Origin of the sequence: Delftia sp. RIT313 (genome assembly GCF_000632165.1) — a bacterium.
GTDB classification, from domain to species: domain Bacteria; phylum Pseudomonadota; class Gammaproteobacteria; order Burkholderiales; family Burkholderiaceae_C; genus Comamonas; species Comamonas acidovorans.
Genome location: NZ_JFYT01000002.1, coordinates 59,985 through 76,327, shown reverse-complemented (window position 1 = coordinate 76,327; position 16,343 = coordinate 59,985). Strand labels below are relative to the sequence as shown.

16 protein-coding genes are annotated in these 16,343 nt (G+C 68.5%); 6 read left to right on the top strand and 10 right to left on the bottom strand.

The features are described 5' to 3' along the window. Positions 1-13 precede the first annotated feature (13 nt). The 5 genes from BW39_RS02175 to BW39_RS31845 form a co-directional block, all read right to left on the bottom strand. Positions 14-1,345, bottom strand: a complete 1,332-nt coding sequence (locus BW39_RS02175; protein ID WP_043819407.1) for an MFS transporter — start codon at positions 1,343-1,345, stop codon at positions 14-16. A gap of 114 nt (positions 1,346-1,459) precedes the next feature. Beyond that, positions 1,460-2,098 (bottom strand): 3-oxo-tetronate 4-phosphate decarboxylase, encoded by a 639-nt coding sequence (gene otnC / locus BW39_RS02170; RefSeq protein WP_043819405.1) that lies wholly within the window; start codon positions 2,096-2,098, stop codon positions 1,460-1,462. 146 nt (positions 2,099-2,244) lie between these two features. Then, positions 2,245-3,012 (bottom strand): FadR/GntR family transcriptional regulator, encoded by a 768-nt coding sequence (locus tag BW39_RS02165; protein ID WP_043819403.1) that lies wholly within the window; start codon positions 3,010-3,012, stop codon positions 2,245-2,247. 82 nt (positions 3,013-3,094) lie between these two features. Continuing rightward, positions 3,095-3,736, bottom strand: a complete 642-nt coding sequence (locus tag BW39_RS02160) for a phage tail protein (RefSeq protein WP_043819401.1) — start codon at positions 3,734-3,736, stop codon at positions 3,095-3,097. Positions 3,737-3,772: 36 nt separating this feature from the next. After that, positions 3,773-4,867, bottom strand: a complete 1,095-nt coding sequence (locus BW39_RS31845) for a collagen-like protein (protein WP_235264141.1) — start codon at positions 4,865-4,867, stop codon at positions 3,773-3,775. A gap of 414 nt (positions 4,868-5,281) precedes the next feature. On the opposite strand from BW39_RS31845, the gene cobT reads away from it, so the two are divergent. Then, positions 5,282-6,388 carry a nicotinate-nucleotide--dimethylbenzimidazole phosphoribosyltransferase gene (gene cobT, locus BW39_RS02150; protein WP_043819397.1) on the top strand — a complete coding sequence of 369 codons (1,107 nt, stop codon included), beginning with the start codon at positions 5,282-5,284 and terminating at the stop codon, positions 6,386-6,388. A 20-nt stretch (positions 6,389-6,408) separates the two neighbouring features. Here cobT and pdxR read toward each other — a convergent pair whose 3' ends face one another. Continuing rightward, entirely contained in the window at positions 6,409-7,872 is a 1,464-nt protein-coding gene (gene pdxR / locus BW39_RS02145; protein WP_043819395.1) for a MocR-like pyridoxine biosynthesis transcription factor PdxR, read from the bottom strand. 105 nt (positions 7,873-7,977) lie between these two features. Here pdxR and BW39_RS02140 point away from each other — a divergent pair, with 105 nt between their 5' ends. After that, positions 7,978-8,724 carry a GNAT family N-acetyltransferase gene (locus BW39_RS02140; RefSeq protein ID WP_043819393.1) on the top strand — a complete coding sequence of 249 codons (747 nt, stop codon included), beginning with the start codon at positions 7,978-7,980 and terminating at the stop codon, positions 8,722-8,724. Here the strand turns inward: BW39_RS02140 and BW39_RS02135 are convergent. Continuing rightward, positions 8,700-9,605, bottom strand: coding sequence for a LysR family transcriptional regulator (locus BW39_RS02135; RefSeq protein ID WP_200871498.1), 906 nt, complete (start codon positions 9,603-9,605; stop codon positions 8,700-8,702). The two genes, BW39_RS02140 and BW39_RS02135, sit on opposite strands and share 25 nt — an antisense overlap. Before the next feature lie 143 nt (positions 9,606-9,748). Between BW39_RS02135 and BW39_RS02130 the strand changes: the two genes are divergently transcribed. Further along, positions 9,749-10,756, top strand: a complete 1,008-nt coding sequence (locus BW39_RS02130) for a tripartite tricarboxylate transporter substrate binding protein (RefSeq protein ID WP_043819525.1) — start codon at positions 9,749-9,751, stop codon at positions 10,754-10,756. Between the two features lie 9 nt (positions 10,757-10,765). Here the strand turns inward: BW39_RS02130 and BW39_RS02125 are convergent, their stop codons facing one another. After that, a complete protein-coding gene (locus BW39_RS02125) occupies positions 10,766-11,653 on the bottom strand; it encodes a helix-turn-helix transcriptional regulator (RefSeq protein ID WP_442854777.1) in 888 nt (295 codons plus the stop codon). Between the two features lie 106 nt (positions 11,654-11,759). Here BW39_RS02125 and BW39_RS02120 point away from each other — a divergent pair, with 106 nt between their 5' ends. Together BW39_RS02120 and BW39_RS02115 are read left to right on the top strand one after the other, a co-directional pair. Further along, entirely contained in the window at positions 11,760-12,248 is a 489-nt protein-coding gene (locus BW39_RS02120; protein WP_043819387.1) for a DUF3237 domain-containing protein, read from the top strand. Positions 12,249-12,295: 47 nt separating this feature from the next. Continuing rightward, the gene (locus BW39_RS02115) at positions 12,296-13,303 is read left to right on the top strand and encodes a Bug family tripartite tricarboxylate transporter substrate binding protein (RefSeq protein WP_012204671.1); all 1,008 of its coding nucleotides are present in this window, start codon (positions 12,296-12,298) and stop codon (positions 13,301-13,303) included. Positions 13,304-13,306: 3 nt separating this feature from the next. On the opposite strand, the gene nth is transcribed toward BW39_RS02115, so the two are convergent. Then, positions 13,307-13,960 carry an endonuclease III gene (gene nth, locus BW39_RS02110; RefSeq protein WP_043819386.1) on the bottom strand — a complete coding sequence of 218 codons (654 nt, stop codon included), beginning with the start codon at positions 13,958-13,960 and terminating at the stop codon, positions 13,307-13,309. A gap of 232 nt (positions 13,961-14,192) precedes the next feature. Here nth and BW39_RS02105 point away from each other — a divergent pair, with 232 nt between their 5' ends. After that, positions 14,193-15,266, top strand: coding sequence for a PDDEXK nuclease domain-containing protein (locus BW39_RS02105; RefSeq protein WP_043819385.1), 1,074 nt, complete (start codon positions 14,193-14,195; stop codon positions 15,264-15,266). Between the two features lie 74 nt (positions 15,267-15,340). Here the strand turns inward: BW39_RS02105 and BW39_RS02100 are convergent, their stop codons facing one another. Further along, positions 15,341-16,249, bottom strand: coding sequence for a LysR family transcriptional regulator (locus tag BW39_RS02100; protein ID WP_043819383.1), 909 nt, complete (start codon positions 16,247-16,249; stop codon positions 15,341-15,343). Positions 16,250-16,343: the final 94 nt, after the last annotated feature.

Sequence of the window (16,343 nt, the reverse complement as noted above, 5' to 3'; positions counted from 1 at the left end):
GAAGAAGGGCCGGTCAGCGGTTGACCATCTTTGCGGGGGTGAGCCAGACCGCGATGGCGCCCACCACGAGCACTCCCGCCAGCACGAACATGCCGGCCTGCGTGGACTGGGTCAGGTCCTTGAGGTAGCCGATCATGTAAGGGCTGGCGAAGCCCGCGAGGTTGCCGACCGAGTTGACGATGGCAATGCCCGCCGCCGCCGCCGTGCCCGACAGGAAGGCCGTGGGCAGCGACCAGAACAGCGGCGCGCAGGTCAGCACGCCGGCAGCGGCCAGCGACAGGAAGATCAGGGAAAGAACGGTGTTGTCGGCGAAGAAGGCCGTCATCGCAAAGCCCACGGCGCCCATCAGCGCGGGCACGATCAGGTGCCAGCGGCGCTCGCGGCGCTTGTCGGCGCTGTGGCCCATGAGGTTCATGACGACGATGGCGCACAGGAAGGGGATGGCACTGAGCAGGCCGATGTTCAGCGCGCCCGTGACGCCCGTGGACTTGATCAGCGTGGGCATCCAGAAGGTCAGCCCGTACTGGCCGGCGACGAAGGCGAAGTAGATCAGGCACATCCACCAGACGCGGCGGTCGGCGAAAACGGCCTTGAGCGAATGCTTCTGGGCGCCTGAGTGCTGCTGGTCCAGTTCGATCTCGCGCGCCAGCAGCTGCTTTTCGGAGGCCGTCAGCCACTTGGCGCTGGAGATGCCGTTGTCGAGGTAGAAGATGGTCACCACGCCGATCACCAGGGCGGGAATCGCCTCGATCAGGAACATCCACTGCCAGCCGTGCAGGCCATGGTCGCCGTGGAAGGCCTGCATGATCCAGCCCGACAGCGGGTTGCCGAAGATGCCGGCCACGGGGATGGCCGACATGAACAGCGCCACGATCTTGGCGCGCCGGTGGGCCGGGTACCAGTAGGTCAGGTACAGGATCACGCCGGGGTAGAAGCCCGCCTCGGCCAGGCCCAGCAGAAAGCGCAGGATGTAGAAGCCCGTGGGCGTTTCCACATACATGAACATGGCCGACAGAATGCCCCAGGTGATCATGATGCGGGCGATCCAGACGCGCGCGCCCAGGCGGTGCATGAGCAGGTTGCTGGGCACCTCGAAGAGGAAGTAGCCGATGAAGAACACGCCTGCGCCCAAGCCGAACACGGTCTCGCTGAAGCCCAGGTCCTGGGACATCTGCAGCTTGGCAAAGCCCACGTTCACGCGGTCGAGGTAGGCGATCACATAGCACAGCATCAGGAACGGCACGAGGCGCCAGAACACCTTGGCGTAGGCGCGCGCCGTCTCCGGAGAGTCGGCCTGGGCAGGGTGGGCCCCGGCCTGGCCGGATGCGATATCCGTTGTCGTCATTTCAAGTCTCCCTTGGGTTCGCCGCTTAGTTCGCCGCTTGATGCGCCGCCTGGCGGCTGCGCGGCTGTGGATGGGCTGGGTGGTGGAATGCGGCCGTGGGCGCCGCGGTGCAAATCAGTAGCGCGCCCCGAAGGTGGTGCGCAGCTCGTCGATGGCGGCCGCGTCCAGGGGCTGCGGCCGGGGATGGGTCATGAGCCAGAGCCTTGCGGTTTCCTCAAGCTCTTCCAGCACATGGCTGGCCTGCTCCACCGAGCGTTCCCAGACCACGGGGCCCAGGCGCTCGAACAAGGCGCCGCGCACCTGGCCGGCCTGCGCGGCCACCTCGGCGGCGGCCTGCGGGTCGCCGGGGCGGCGGTAGCGGATCAGCGGGATGCGGCCCACCTTCATGACCTGGTAGGGAGTGATGGGCGGCAGCACCTCGTCCTCGCGCCAGACGCCGTACAGCGTCAGCGCCACCAGATGCGTGGAATGCGTGTGGATGACGGCGCGCGCCTCGCCGTCGTTGCCGTAGATGCCCCGATGCAGGACCAGGGTCTTGGAGGGCTTGGCGCCGCTGACCCACTGCCCGCTGGCATCGACCTTGGACAGCTCGGCCGGGTCGAGCCGGCCCAGGCAGGCGTCGGTGGGGGTGATCAGCCAGCCGTCATGCAGGCGCGCGCTGATGTTGCCGGCCGCGCCGACGGTGTAGCCGCGCTGGTAGAGGCTGGCGCCGGTGGCGCAGATCTGCTCGCGGATGCGGGATTCGTCGCTCATGGGTGAACGCCCAGGCAAAGGCCAGGTGTGCCGACTGCAAAAAGAGGTGTGACTGATATTGTCATCAGGTCATCATACAAATTTTGCGCAAAAACCCAAACAAGGTGAAAACCCTTGGCCATGCGCCAAGGGGTGGTTTCGGTGGTTCAGGGCTTGGCGGCCAGGATGTCGCGGGCCAGGCGTTCGCCGTCCTGCTCCCAGAAGCTGGCGTCGGCGCGGTGGATGCGGTCTATGGCGTTGCCCATGTGCGTGGCGGCGGCCTTGCGCGCGGCCTTGGGGTCGCCGGCCTCGATGGCCAGCACGATGCTGTGGTGCTCGCGTTCCACGGCCTTGCCGAAGTCCTCGCGCCGCGCCTCGTTGGCGCGCGTGATGCGCATGGCGCCGCGCAGGAACTGAGACAGGTAGTCCAGCGTGCTGATCAGGAACGGGTTGCCCGAAGCCTGGGCAATGGAGCGGTGAAACGCCATGTCCTCCTCCACGCCATCACGGCCCAGCCGCACGGCCTCGGCCAGGGCGCTCTCCGCATCGTGGATGCGCTGCATGTCCTCTTCGCTGCGCCGCCGCGCCGCGAGCTCGGCCACCTCGGCTTCCAGCGCGCGGCGCACCTCGGTGATCTGGATCAGCGCATTCCTGCCAGCCGCCGGCAGGCCTTCGAAGTCCAGTGGCTCTATGCCTGCCGCCTTCACGAACACGCCGCTGCCCTGGCGCGATTCCACCAGGTTGCGCGACTTGAGCTGGGACACCGCCTCGCGCACCACGGTGCGGCTGACCTCGAGCTGCTGCACGAGCTCGGCCTCGGTCGGCAGCTTCTGCCCCGGCTGCAGATTGCCGGCGCGGATGCGCGCCTCCAGCTGCCGGGCAACCTGGTCCGCAAGCTTGAGACCGGGCTGGATGGCCGAGAAGGAAACCGTCATGGAGGGGGTGGGGGGCTGGGGAGACACGTGTGGCAGCGATTGTCTCAGAACGGGCCGGCACTCAGGCCCTCGCACCCGGCAGTCAAGGCCGGGGTGGATAGATCCCGTCAACCACAATGCACCACTGCATGCTCAGGTAGGGGTCGCGTATGGAAAAAGGCTGACTGCCTCCTGCAACTCCTACGCTGACGTTCGCTGAATTGCCAAGAGTCACGTCGGCTGTCGCAGTTTCCCGATAGATGCCTGCATTCTGCGCCTGGGCCAGCATTCTGCCGGGAGCGGGTGTGGCATGGGTCGCTTCCTGGGTACTGGCGGGAACGCCTGAGGTGACAACGGCCGTGTGCGTATGCATGGGCATCTGGGTCTGCGTCAGCGTCTGGGTCTCAGTGCCGCCGATCTGGCCCAGGCTGGTGGGGTACAGCCCCGGGCCGCTGCCTGTGCCCACGGGAACACGTCCTTGCAGATCGGGGAGTCTGAAGGTGATCTGGCCGTCGCCTCCATACGTCGTGCCAAGTAGCGAGAACAAAGGGGTATTTTGGCTGATTGCGAGCGTCTGGCCTGCGGCCGGCAACGTGCTTCGAGGGCAGAAGTTGCCCGCGAAGAGAAAAAGTTCACCGACGTAAGATTCTGATCCTGCGTGGGCTGAAGGCATGAAGGACGCTGACAGCGTGACGGCCAGCGCGAGAGCGGTTTTGCGCGGCAAAGAGGTCGAGTTCTGGGACATGGCGGATCCTGGGAGGCTATAGGGGCGTAGCTTGTATCAACGGGCGAGCATGAAGCAGATGCGATCCAGCGTTTCTTTCTCCGGGTCCACCCAGCCGGGCGCCAGAGCGATGCCGGCAACGGGGTCCCCCATAGCCGTGATGGCCACGGCCCGGCCCTTGTTGGTGCGACTGTCCAGCAGCAGGGTGTAGCTGCCCGGGGCTACGGCGGGGTTGAAGGCGATCGTGAAGGGGCCGCCCGCGCCATTGCGTGCTGCTGCATAGCCTGCACCACTGCGGATGACGGCCTTGGTGGCGTCGCCCGGATCGGGTGCAACGCAGCCGTGGCGCACTTCGGCCAGACCTGTGACACCACCCATGCCCGTCGGTCCCATGGGACCCTGCGCGCCCACCGAGCCTTGAAGGCCATTGCATACATAGCTGGTGCTGGTGATCTCTGCTGCATCCAGTACGCCGTTGCGGTTGGTGTCCAGGCCCTGGCTGATGCGCTGACCGCCCGTGGCGCAGGTGGCGCCAGCAGCTTCGACCTGGGTCACCATCAGGGATTCCCGGCCATCGGCGCCCGCCGCGCCGACCGCTCCCGGGCTACCTGGAGCGCCTGCTGCGCCTGTAATGCCGACAGGTCCGGTGGCACCGGCCGGGCCGGTGGCGCCCGTGGCTCCCGTAGCGCCGGCAGGTCCGGTGGCACCGACGGAGCCGGTGGCTCCGGCAGCGCCTGCCGGCCCCGTTACTCCGGCAAGTCCAGTGGCGCCGGTGGGCCCCGCAGAGCCGGTGGCACCGGCGGGGCCTGTGGCGCCGGTAGCACCTGCCGGTCCTGTAGCGCCGGTAGGGCCTGCGTCGCCCCTTGGTCCTTGCGCGCCCTGCGTGGAGGCGGGATCGCAACGGCCCAGACTGCCGCTGGCGTCATGGCATACGTGGCTGGTGGATGTGGCGGGTGTGCCGGGCAGCCCGGGCAGTTGCACCTCTCCCGTGGGCTGTACGCGCAGCGCCGGGGTGTTGGGTGCGGAGTAGATGATCACGCCGCCACCCGCGGGGGGCGTGAGGCTGATGTCCGCTGCCCCGGCAGGGCCGGCAAGCAGGGCGAGAACGGCGGTGGTGGCAAGGGCCACCGAACCGGCCGAAGTGTGAGGCATTGGCCGACGGACAAAAAGAGGGGAAGGCATTTGAAGGATGGCTCCTGTCGGCCAAGCCTCCGGCAGGGGCGCGGTATTTGGCGGCGCTACCAGGGCTGTCCGGGTGTGCGAGGTGACCTGGCCTGATGTCGTGCAGGTCCAGGGCAAGGTGAGGGGAAATGTGGCTGGACTTGTACCGATTCTGCGAAATTGTGGATTTTTGCAAAATCACTGAAACTTGGTAAATTGAAATTGACTATTTGCCAGGACTGTGGTTTTCCAGTTCAGCTTGGCAATAGTCCGTTGCTGTTTGCATGGGCGCAATGCAGGTTTGCTGCTGTTGCAACCCGCGCCTGCAGGATTCTTGCGGGCCTGCGCGGCGCGCGATACTTGCGCTTTTGCCTTCCGCCTTTACCGGGCCCGAGCCCTTTTTCCATGCGAACCCTCACTACCGACTCTGCGGCTGCCGTGCCCGCCATCGCCTCCCTGGCCGATGCCGCCTTCACCCAGCGCGTGCAGCACGCCATAGACCACAAGACCAAGCCGCTGGGCGCACTGGGGCGGCTGGAGCAGCTGGCGCTGCGCATTGCCTGCATCCTGGGTCAGGACAGGCCGGTGCTGCAGCAGCCGCAGATGCTGGTGTTTGCGGCCGACCATGGGCTGGCTGCGCGCGGCGTGTCGGCCTATCCGGTGGATGTGACCTGGCAGATGGTCGAGAACTTCATGGCCGGTGGCGCCGCCGTCAGCGTGCTGGCGCGCCAGCATGGGCTGGCGCTGAACGTGGTGGACTGCGGCGTGGCACGCGACTTTCCCGCGCGCGAGCAGGACCCCGACGACAAGCTACCCCAGCCCGGCCAGCCGCGCCTGTGGCGCCGCAAGCTGGGCTACGGCACGCGCGACTGCAGCCAGGGCCCGGCCATGACGGCCACCGAATGCGCCATGGCCCTGCGCAACGGCATGGCCCTGGTGCGCCAGCTGCCGGGCAATGCGCTGCTGCTGGGCGAGATGGGCATCGGCAATACCTCCAGCGCATCCTTGCTGCTGGCGCGGCTGTGCGGCGAACCGCTGGCCGAGGTCACGGGTGCGGGCACCGGCCTGGATGCGGCCGGGCTGGCGCGCAAGCTCGGGGTGCTGCAGGAGGTGCTGCAACTGCACGCCCAGGCCACGGAACCGCTGGACGCACTGGCGGCCATGGGCGGCTTCGAGGTTGCCACCATGGTAGGCGCCGTGCTGCAAGCCGCTGCCGAGCGCCGTGTCATCGTGGTCGATGGCTTCATCACCACGGCCGCCGTGCTGGTGGCCAGCCGCCTGCAGCCGGCCGTGCTGGAGCGCTGCGTTTTCTCGCACCGCTCGGGCGAGCCCGGCCATGTGCGCATGCTGGCCCACCTGGGTGCCGAGCCGCTGCTGGACTGGCAGCTGCGCCTGGGCGAAGGCTCGGGCGCGGCCCTGGCCTGGCCGCTGCTGGTGTCGGCCTGCGCCATGCTGGGCGAGATGGCCAGCTTTGCGCAGGCAGGGGTGAGCACGCGTTCGGAGGAGGCATAGCCGCTGGAGCCGCGCCGCGGCTAGCTCGGTAACGCAGCTGCCGCCAGCTTGCCCAGCCGCCTGACCAGCGCGCCGAAGCGCGCGGCATCGGTGTTGCCATAGCCGATCACCAGGCCGTTGTCCTGGGGCAGCGGTGCCAGGGCGAAGGACGAGAGGGTGCCCGGGTTCATGCCGGCGCGCCGCGCCTGCTCCACGATGGCACGGTCGGACAGGTCCGGCGGCAGCCGCACGGTCAAATGCAGGCCGCCGTGGCCGCCCAGCACCTCATGCTCCACGCCCAGTTGCGTGGCAAGCGCCTCGCGCAGGGCCGCCTGGCGCTCGCGGTACAGGCGCCGCATGCGCCCCAGGTGGCGCGAGAACTGGCCGCTTTCCATGAAGTCCGCCATGGCCAGCTGCTCCAGGCGGTGGCCGCCGCGCAGCATCTCCTGCACGGCGGATGCCGCGCTGGTGGCCAGGGCCTGCGGCAGCACCACAAAGCCCAGGCGCAGTGCCGGGAACATGGTCTTGCTGAAGGTGCCCACATAGAGCACGGGCGCATCCGGCACCTGGCCCTGCATGGCTGCGATGGGCGTGCCCTGGTGGCGGAATTCGCTGTCGTAGTCGTCCTCGATGATCCAGGCGCCCGCGCGGCGCGCGCGCTCCAGCAGGTCCAGCCGGCGCGCCACCGACAGCACGGCGCCCGTGGGATATTGGTGCGACGGCGTGATCTGGATCAGCCGTGGAGGATGGCTGTCCCACAGGCCGGGGGCAATGGCTGCGCCATCCGCATCCACGCGCAGTGTGCTGACGCACAGGTCTCCCCCCGCAAAGGCCGACTTGGCGCCCCGGTAGCCGGGCTCCTCCAGCCAGGCATGGTCGCCCGGGTTGGTGAGCAGTTGCACGCACAGGTCCAGCGCACCCTGGGCGCCTTCGGTGACGATGATGCGCGAGGCATCGCAGCGCACGCCGCGCGAGATGCGCAGGTGCTGCGCAATGGCCTGGCGCAGTGCGGGCTCGCCCGCAGGATCGCCATAGTCCAGCGTGGCGTTGGCGGGAAGGCGCAATGCGCGGTCCTGCGAACGGCGCCAGGCGGGCAGGGGGAATCTGTCCAGCGCGGGCGTGCCCGGCGTCAGGGGCAGGTTGCGGTCGATGGCGTGGCGTGTGGGCGCGATGCGGTCCAGGCGCCGGGCCGTGCGGGGTGCGCAAGGGGGCGCGGCTGCCGCCTCGGCGGCTGCCGTGGAATGGGTGGATACAGCCGCCACGCGCGTGCCCTGCCGGTCGGCGACCACATAGCCTTCGGCCGCCAGTTGCTCGTAGGCGATGAGCACGGTGTTGCGCGAGACTCCCAGATCCTCCGACAGCGCGCGCGAGGCCGGCAGGCGGTCGCCGGCCGGCAGGCGGCCCGCCAGGATGGCCTGCTTCAGGCGCTGGATCAGTTGGCGCTGGCGGGGCGGCGCGCCGGCGCCGGTGAGCAAGGGGCTGGTCAGCAGGTCAGGGGCGGGCATGGAGGGTGTGGTGTGGCACCATGAAAAAATTGAAATATGGCACTTTCCATGATGCCACGCCAGCGCTATCGTGGCCCTGCCAAATGACCTGAGCAGGAATCTCCCATGCCCCCCGCACTCAATGCCCACTCCCAACCCGTAGGCCACGACCTTCCCGGATGGACCCCGCGCCAGCGCCCGCCGCGCACGCCCATGCAAGGCCGCTACTGCCGGCTGGAGCCGCTGTCCGCCGCGCGCCATGCAGCCGATCTGTTCGATGCCTTCAGCCAGGCGCCGGACGCCAGCGACTGGACCTACATGTCGGTAGGCCCCTTCGCGGATGCCCAGGCCTATCTGCGCTTTGCCGAGGCCGCCCAGGCCAGCGATGACCCGCTGCACCACGCCGTCATCGACCTGGCCACGGGCCGTGCCATCGGCTCGCTGGCGCTGATGCGCGTGGACACGGCCAGCGGCGTGATGGAAGTGGGCTTTGTCTGCTACTCGCGCCAGCTCAAGCGCACGCGTGCGGCCACCGAGGCGCAGTTCCTGCTGATGCAGCGCGCCTTCGACGAGCTGGGCTACCGCCGCTACGAGTGGAAGTGCGACAGCCTGAACGCACCGTCGCGTGCCGCGGCGGCGCGCCTGGGCTTCCGGTTCGAGGGGGTGTTCCGCCAGGCCGTGGTCTACAAGGGCCGCAGCCGCGACACGGCCTGGTTCTCCATCATCGACAGCGAATGGCCGGCGCTGCGCGCGGCCTACCAGCGTTGGCTGGAGCCGGGCAACTTCGATGCGGGCGGCGGGCAGGTTCTTTCGCTGTCCAGCCTGGTGGAGCAGGGTGCGTCGCAGGCTCAGGAGACGGCAGGCGCGGCGTAGTAGGCCTGAAGCACCTCGATCAGGGCCTGTGCATGGCGCGGCAGCCGGCCCTGGTCGCGCACGAGGATGCGGCGCTCGCGCACGCTCCAGGCGTCGGTCAGATCGATCAGCGCCAGCCCCATGCTTTCGCGGTTGCGCCGCGCGGCGCTCTCGGGAACGATGCCTATGCCCACGCCGGCGCCGATCATGCGGCACATGGCGTCGAAGCTGGACAGCTGTATGCGCAGCTTCATGGGCTTGCCCAGGCGCTCGGTCATACCTGCCAGAAATGTCTGCAGCGTGCTGCCCTGCTGCATGCCGATGGCGTCCTCGTCCAGCGTCTCGGCAAACGCAATGCGCTTGCGCCGCGCAAAGCGGTGGCCGCGCGGCGTGGCCAGCACCAGCCGGTCGGTGCTGAAGTGGATGGTCTGCAGGCCCAGCGTGTCCACCTGGCCGGCCACGATGCCCAGGTCGGCCCGGCCGTCGAGCACGCCGCGTGCGATCTCGGCGTTGGGCCGCTCCTGCAGGTCCACGTTCACGCGCGGGTGGTCGGCAAGAAAGGCGGGCAGGATCTCGGGAAGAAAGTCGGTCACGGCCGTGGTGTTGGCAAACACCCGCACATGGCCGCGCAGGCCGGCGCCGTACTCCTGCAGGTCGTGGCGCAGCTGCTCGGACTGCAGCAGCATGCCGCGCGCGTGGTGCAGGAAGGCTTCGCCGGCCGGCGTGGGCCGCACGCCGCGCGCCTCCCGGTACAGCAGGGGCATGCCCGCCTGCTCCTCCAGCGCCTTGATGCGCAGGCTGGCTGCGGCCAGGGACAGGTGCTGTCTTTGCGAGGCGCGCGTGAGGCTGCCCAGTTCGGCGGCATGCACGAACAGGCGCAGATCCGTCAGGTCGAAATGCATGAGGGGCATGAAGGGCGAAGAGGGCATGGGCGGGGTCAAGGCTTTGTCAATTCCGAAGGCCGGGTCAGGAAATGCGCGATTGTGCGCTGGCCCGGCACGGGCAACCATGCGGGCTTGCGACAAGAACAAATGGAGACATGACCATGCCGGATTCTTCCTTTCCCCTGCCGTCGAGCCTTTTGCGCCGCCGAAGCCTGCTGGCAACTGCACTCGCCTTGCCCCTGCTGGGCCATGCCCAGGCCTGGCCCGCGCGGCCCATCGTGATGATCGTCCCGCAGGCGCCGGGCGGCACCAACGACATCGTGGGCCGGCTGGTGAGCCAGAAGCTGACCGAGGTGCTGGGCGCCAGCGTGGTGGTCGAGAACCGGCCCGGCGCGGGCGGCAACATCGGCACCCAGGCCGTGGCCAAGGCGCCGCGCGACGGGCATACCCTGCTGATGACCATCAGCAGCAGCCAGGCCATCAACCCCGCGCTGTACCGCAAGCCGGGTTTCGATCCGGTGAAGGACTTCCGGCCCATCGGCCTGATCGGCTCCGTGCCCAATGTGCTGCTGGCCCATCCCGGCTTTGCGGCCAAATCCGTGCCCGAGCTGATCGCCATGGCCCGGGGCCGGCCCGACGAGTTCCGCTATGCCTCGGCCGGCAACGGCACGCTCAACCATCTGCTGGGCGAGATGCTCAACAGCATGGCGGGCATCCAGCTGCAGCATGTGCCCTACAAGGGCGTGGCGCCCGCGCTCAACGATGTGCTGGGCGGGCAGGTGCCGCTGCTGTTCGGCAGCCTGCCGTCAACGCTGCCCCATATCCAGGCCGGCCGGCTGCGTGCGCTGGCCGTGAGCGGCGCGGCGCGATCGCCGCTGCTGCCCGATGTGCCCACCATTGGCGAGACCGTGCCCGGCTACAACGGCACGCTGTGGGTGGGGCTGTTTGCGCCTGAAGGCGTGCCCGCGCCGGTGCTGGCGCAGTTGCAGGACGGCATGGCCCGCGCGCTGGCGGCCAGTGATCTGCGCACCCGGCTGGAAGCCTCGGGCGTGGAGCTGGCCGGGCCGGCGGACAGGCCCGTGCCGCCCGCCCAGATGGCGGCCCTGCTGCGCGAGGACATCGCCAAGTGGGCGCGCATCGTCAAGGCGTCCGGCGCATCGCTGGATTGACGCAAGGCCTCAGCCCTGCGGCTCCATGGCCAGCGCGAACAGCTCGCTGCGAAAGTGGATGCCCAGCCGCGCGAAGGCGCGGTTGCGGTAGGTCTTGACGGTGGGCAGGCTCAGGCACAAGTCGCAGGCAATGCCCTCATGCGTCATGCCCTGCAGCAGCCGGGCGCAGACATCGAGTTCGCGCGGCGTCAGGTCGGGCTGTGCCTGCAGCAGGCGCATGCGCAGGGCCGGCAGTGTCTGCCGCTGCCGGGGCTGGCTGGGTGGGGTGGCCGGGGCCGAGGCCAAGGCCGTTACCACGGCGGGCTGCGCCTGCGTCAGCGCGATGTGCTTGTGCGCCAGGGCCAGCAGCACGGGCGCCATGCTCCCGAAGCGGTCGATCTGCGCATCGCCCAGTGCCCTCTGGTGCTGGTGGCGGTAGAAGTTGACGGCAAACACACCGCCGTCGTCCTGGTGCTCGACGATGGACACGCGCTCGGCCATGCCGTGCGCGTCGTAGACCAGGGCGCGGTGCTCGCCTTCCACCTCCTGGGCCGTGATGTGGCACAGCACCGTGGCGCGTGCCGGGCCGGCGTCGCCGTGGTTCCAGGTGCTGTCGCGCAGATAAGGACCCGAGAGATAGGCCCACCAGCAGTCGCGCGTGGTGTCGCGCGCCTCGCTGCTGGCCGACAGGAACAGCTGCGGCCGGCTGCGCGGGCCCGTGCGATAGACCGACCAGGAGGCGGCGGGCAGCAGCGGGTTCATGGCCTCCAGCACCTGCCGGGCGAAGCCGGGCTCGCCCAGGCTGGCGACCATGTGGCCGATGGCGTGGCTGGGCACGTGGCCGGACGCATGGCCGGACGCATGGGCGCCCAGGGCGCTGGCGTCAGGGGTGTCGGAGGGGGCGGTCCAGTGTCTCAAGGGATAGCAGGGGCGGGCAGGGCGTTGTCATCTTCCGGGATGACGGCCGGCCCGGGCAATGGTGCTTATGCTAGGTCCCGATTCCATCCACCGGAGCCCCAGAACCATGCCAGATGACGTGCCGCAGCTTGCGGCCTTGCCCGATCCGCGCTTTCGCTTCTTCGCCGACCTTAGCGTGCAGGTGGGCCCGCCGCAGGAGGTCGGTGCCACCGCGCACGGCGGGCGCCGACTGATCCCCATCCTGGGCGGCACGGCCCGGGGCGACGGCTGGAGCGCGCGCGTGCTGCCCGGAGGCGCGGACTTCCAGCGCATCGTGCACGGCGGGCTGGCCGAGCTCGATGCGCGCTATGTGCTGGAGACCGATGCCGGCGACCTGATCTATGTCTGCAACCAGGCGCTGCGCAGCGGCGACCCGGCGCTCATGGCAAAGCTGGCGCGCGGCGAGCCTGTGGACCCCGCGCACATCTATTTCCGCTGCGCGCCCCGCATGGAGACGGCCAGCCGTGCGCTGGCCTGGATCAACGAGCGCCTGTTCTTCGGCACCGGCGCGCGCCATCCCGATCGCGTGCAGATGCGCTTTCACGAACTGCTCTGAGCCGCGCCTTTCCCCTCTCGATACCCACAATGCAGGAGACAAGACACATGAAAAACCAGGCATCGAAGTCGCGCCGCACCGCCGTGGCCTGCGCACTTGCCGCCGTGCTGGCCACCGGGCTGGCTCCCTGGACCGTGGCCGGCGCCCAGCCGGCCTTTCCGAGCAAGCCCGTGCGCCTGCTCGTCGGCTTTCCTGCGGGAACGGGGCCGGACATCGTGGCGCGCCTGCTCGCGCAGAAACTCTCCGAGCAATGGGGCAACCTGGGCGTGGTCGTGGACAACAAGCCGGGCGCTGGCGGCCTCATCGCCGCCAGCGAGGCGGCACGCGCCGTGCCTGACGGCTACACGCTGATGCTGGGCGAGACCGGCCAGCTCAGCATTGCCCCCAACACCTACCAGCGCCTGCCCTACGACCCGCAAAAGGACTTTGTGCCCGTCAGCCAGGTCGTCACCTCCGACTTCGTGCTGCTGGTCAATCCGCAGAAAGTGCCGGCCCGCAATGTGCCCGATTTCGTGGCCTGGGCGCGCCAGCGCAAGGAGCTGTTCATCGCCACCTTCGGCGCCGGCACGCCCGGCCATTTCGGCGCCTTCATGTTCGGCAATGCCGTGCAGCTCAAGCCCGAGCCCGTGCACTACAAGAACACCAACGATGCCCTGGGCGGCCTGTTCAGCGGCGACGTGCAGGCCGTCTTCGCCACGGCGGCCCTGGCCGCCCCCCAGGTCAAGGCCGGCAAGCTCACGGCCCTGGGCAGCACGGGCGCCACGCGCACCCAGTCCATGCCTGAGCTGCCCACCATCCGGGAGCAGGGCTATCCGTCGCTGGAGTTCAATTCCTGGTTCGGCGTGGTTGCGCCCGCCAAGACACCGCCCGAGATCGTGGCCAGGCTGCAGGCCGACATCGTGCGCGCCCTGCAGCAGCCCGACAGCCGCAGCCGGCTGGAGGAGGCGGGTTTCCGCGTGACGGGCACCACGGGCGACGAACTCGCCCGCATCATGCGCGCCGATACGGTCACCTGGGGCAAGGCCGTGGCGGCCACGGGCTTCAAGGCCGATTGAGGCTCAGCGCTTGCCCGCAGCCGGGGCAGGCGTCTTGGGCGAGTAGTCGCAGTACGGCGCCACCACGCATTCCCAGCAGCGTGGCTTGCGGGCCTGGCAGACGTAGCGGCCCAGCAGGATGAGCCAGTGGTGCGAGTCCACGGCATAGGCCGGGGGCACGCGCTTCATCAACTGCATCTCCACGGCCAGCGGCGTCTTGCCCGGCGCCAGGCCCGTGCGGTTGCCCACGCGGAAGATGTGCGTGTCCACGGCCATGGTGGGCTCGCCAAAGGCCACGTTGAGCACCACGTTGGCGGTCTTGCGTCCCACGCCGGGCAGGGCTTCCAGTTCCTCGCGCGTGCGCGGCACCTGGCCGCCGTGGCGCTCGACCAGGATCTGGCAGGTCTGCATCAGGTGTTTGGCCTTGCTGCGGTACAGGCCGATGGTCTTGATATACCCCTCCAGCCCTTCAAGTCCCAGGTCCAGGATGGCCTGGGGCGTATTGGCCACGGGAAACAGCTTGCGCGTGGCCTTGTTCACGCCCACGTCCGTGGCCTGGGCCGAGAGCAGCACGGCAGACAGCAGCTCGAACACATTGGTGTATTCCAGCTCGGTCTGGGGCGAGGGATTGGCGGCCTTGAGCGTGGCGAAGAAGGGTTCGATGCTGGTGGTTTTCATTGTGGGGGGCGCGTATCCATCGATGTGGCGTGCATTGTCATGCAAGCGCGGGTATTTGAAAGTGCGTAACAGGCTCTAGGAATGTTCTGATTTTTCATGTCTGCCAGGGTCAGATCGTCTGGTTATGCAGATGCGGCGTTGACTGGCCAAGGCCGCATCGCAATAGTCGGCCGGATCGATTTCGCCGACACCAGACATCCAGACATCACGCCACCAGGAGGGGGGCGACCACATGACCACTCGCAAGATATCCGTTTCTCCCGCGCTCGCATCGTCACAGGCCCTGCTGGGCAATGTGCGGGACCTGATCGAGGCCGCGCGGCTTCGCGTGGCAGCCAACGTCAACAGTGAACTCACCCTGCTGTACTGGCACATCGGCCAGCACATCCATGGCCATGAATCCGAGGTGCGGCAGGCAGGCTGCAGCGATGAGGTCCTGCCGGTGCTGGCCGGTCATCTGGTCCAGGACTATGGCAGCAGCTTCTCGGAGAAGAACCTGTGGCGCATGACGCAGTTCTCCACCGCGTTTCCCGACCAGCCCCTGGTCGTCTCGCCGACCCGGAAATTGAGCTGGGCGCATTTCATAGTGCTGATTGCGCTCAAGGACCCAGTGCAGCGCGAGTACTACGCCAGCATGGCGAGCCTCGAGCGCTGGAGCGCACGCACGCTGCGCAGCCGCATCGACTCCCAGCTCTATGAACGCCTGGCGCTGCCCTGCGATGCCGAGGCGCTGATCGCGCAGGAGCCGGTCACGCCGCGCAGCACCGAGCGCATGTCGCCAGCGCTATTCATGCGCGATCCCTACATCTTCGACTTTCTGGGGCTGCACGATGCCTGGCAGGAGGGCGACCTGCAGGCCGCCATCATCCGCGAGATGGAGGCCTTCCTGCTGAGGTCGGGCACGGGCTTCACCCTGGTGGCGCGGCAAATGCACATGCATATGGATGAGCAGGACTTCCACCTCGATCTGCTGTTCTACAACCGCAAGCTGCGGCGGCTGGTGGCGGTGGAGCTGAAGGTGGGCGAATTCACGGCCGAGGACAAGGAGCAGATGGAGCAATACCTGCGCTGGCTGGACCGGCATGAGCATGAGCAGGGCGAGAACACGCCGATGGGCATGGTGCTGTGCACTGGCAACAGCTCCGAGCAGATCGAGTTGCTGGAACTGGGACTGCGCGGCGTGCAGATGGCCGAGTACCTGCCCGGCCTGCCTGAGCGCCAGACGCTGGCACAGCGGCTGCGGCAGGCCACACGCCGGGCGCAGTGGCATTGGGCGCAGCGCCAGCTGGAAGGCGGACCGGCCTGAGCGCCTGCCGCTGCGCTTGAGACCCGTTCCCCTTCTTCTTCTTCTTCTTCCTTCGTTCCCTTCTCCTCTTCCTCCTACCCAGGCGGCAGCAGTTCCCGCAGGTGCTCCACAAAGGCCCGCACGCCCTTGGACAGGGTGCGTCCGGACAGCGTCTGCAGCTCGATGGCGCGCGCATTCATGCCGCGCTCGCGGATGGGCGTCGCATGCAGCTCGCCTCGGCGCACGCGCTCGCGCATGGTGACCTCGCCGCCCAGCGACAGGCCGCCGCCGTGCAGCACGAAGTGCACCAGGGTCTCGAACTGGCCGCTGACCAGGGCGGGCTCGAACACCAGGCGGCGGTGGCTGCAGGCGATGTCGAACAGCTGGCGCGCGGTGTTGGCGTCCTCGGGCAGGGCAATGGCATGGGGATGCATCTGGGCCAGGGTGATGCTGGCATGCCGGGCCAGCGCATGGTCGGGCCGCATGATGGCGACCACGGGCGAGACCTGGCGGTGCCAGACCTCGATGTCACGTGCCGCCGCGCGGCTGTAGGTCAGGCCCACATCGGCCTCGCCGCCCAGCACGGCCTGGGTCACGGCGGCAGGGGCTTCCACGCGCAGGTGGAACTGCATGCCCGGGTACTGCTCGCGGAAAAGCGCCATGGCGCGTGGCAGGAACTCGATGGCAAAGCCGCCCGAGCTGCACACACGCACCACGCCCCGGCGCAGGCCCTGCAGGGCCTCGATGTCGGAGACCACACGGTCGGCCTCCAGCGCACCGCGGCGCGCGTGGGCGGCCAGCAGCTCGCCTGCCGGGCTGGGCGCCATGCCGCGCGGGCGGCGCTCGAACAGCGGCACGCCCAGCATCTCTTCCAGTCCGGCGACCTGGCGGCTCACGGCCGAGGGCGAGACATTGAGCCGCGTGGCGGCTTCGCTGACCGAGCCGCTGCGCACCACTTCGAGAAAGTAGCGCAGGGCCGTGTCCTGTAGGCGGTTGGAAAGCATGGTGGCCTGCTCGTGGTTTGCGAAAAACGCAACGATAAGCCAAGAAAAAGGCGATTGTCGAAATAGTTTCGCCTGCTTATGCTGACTTCGTTCT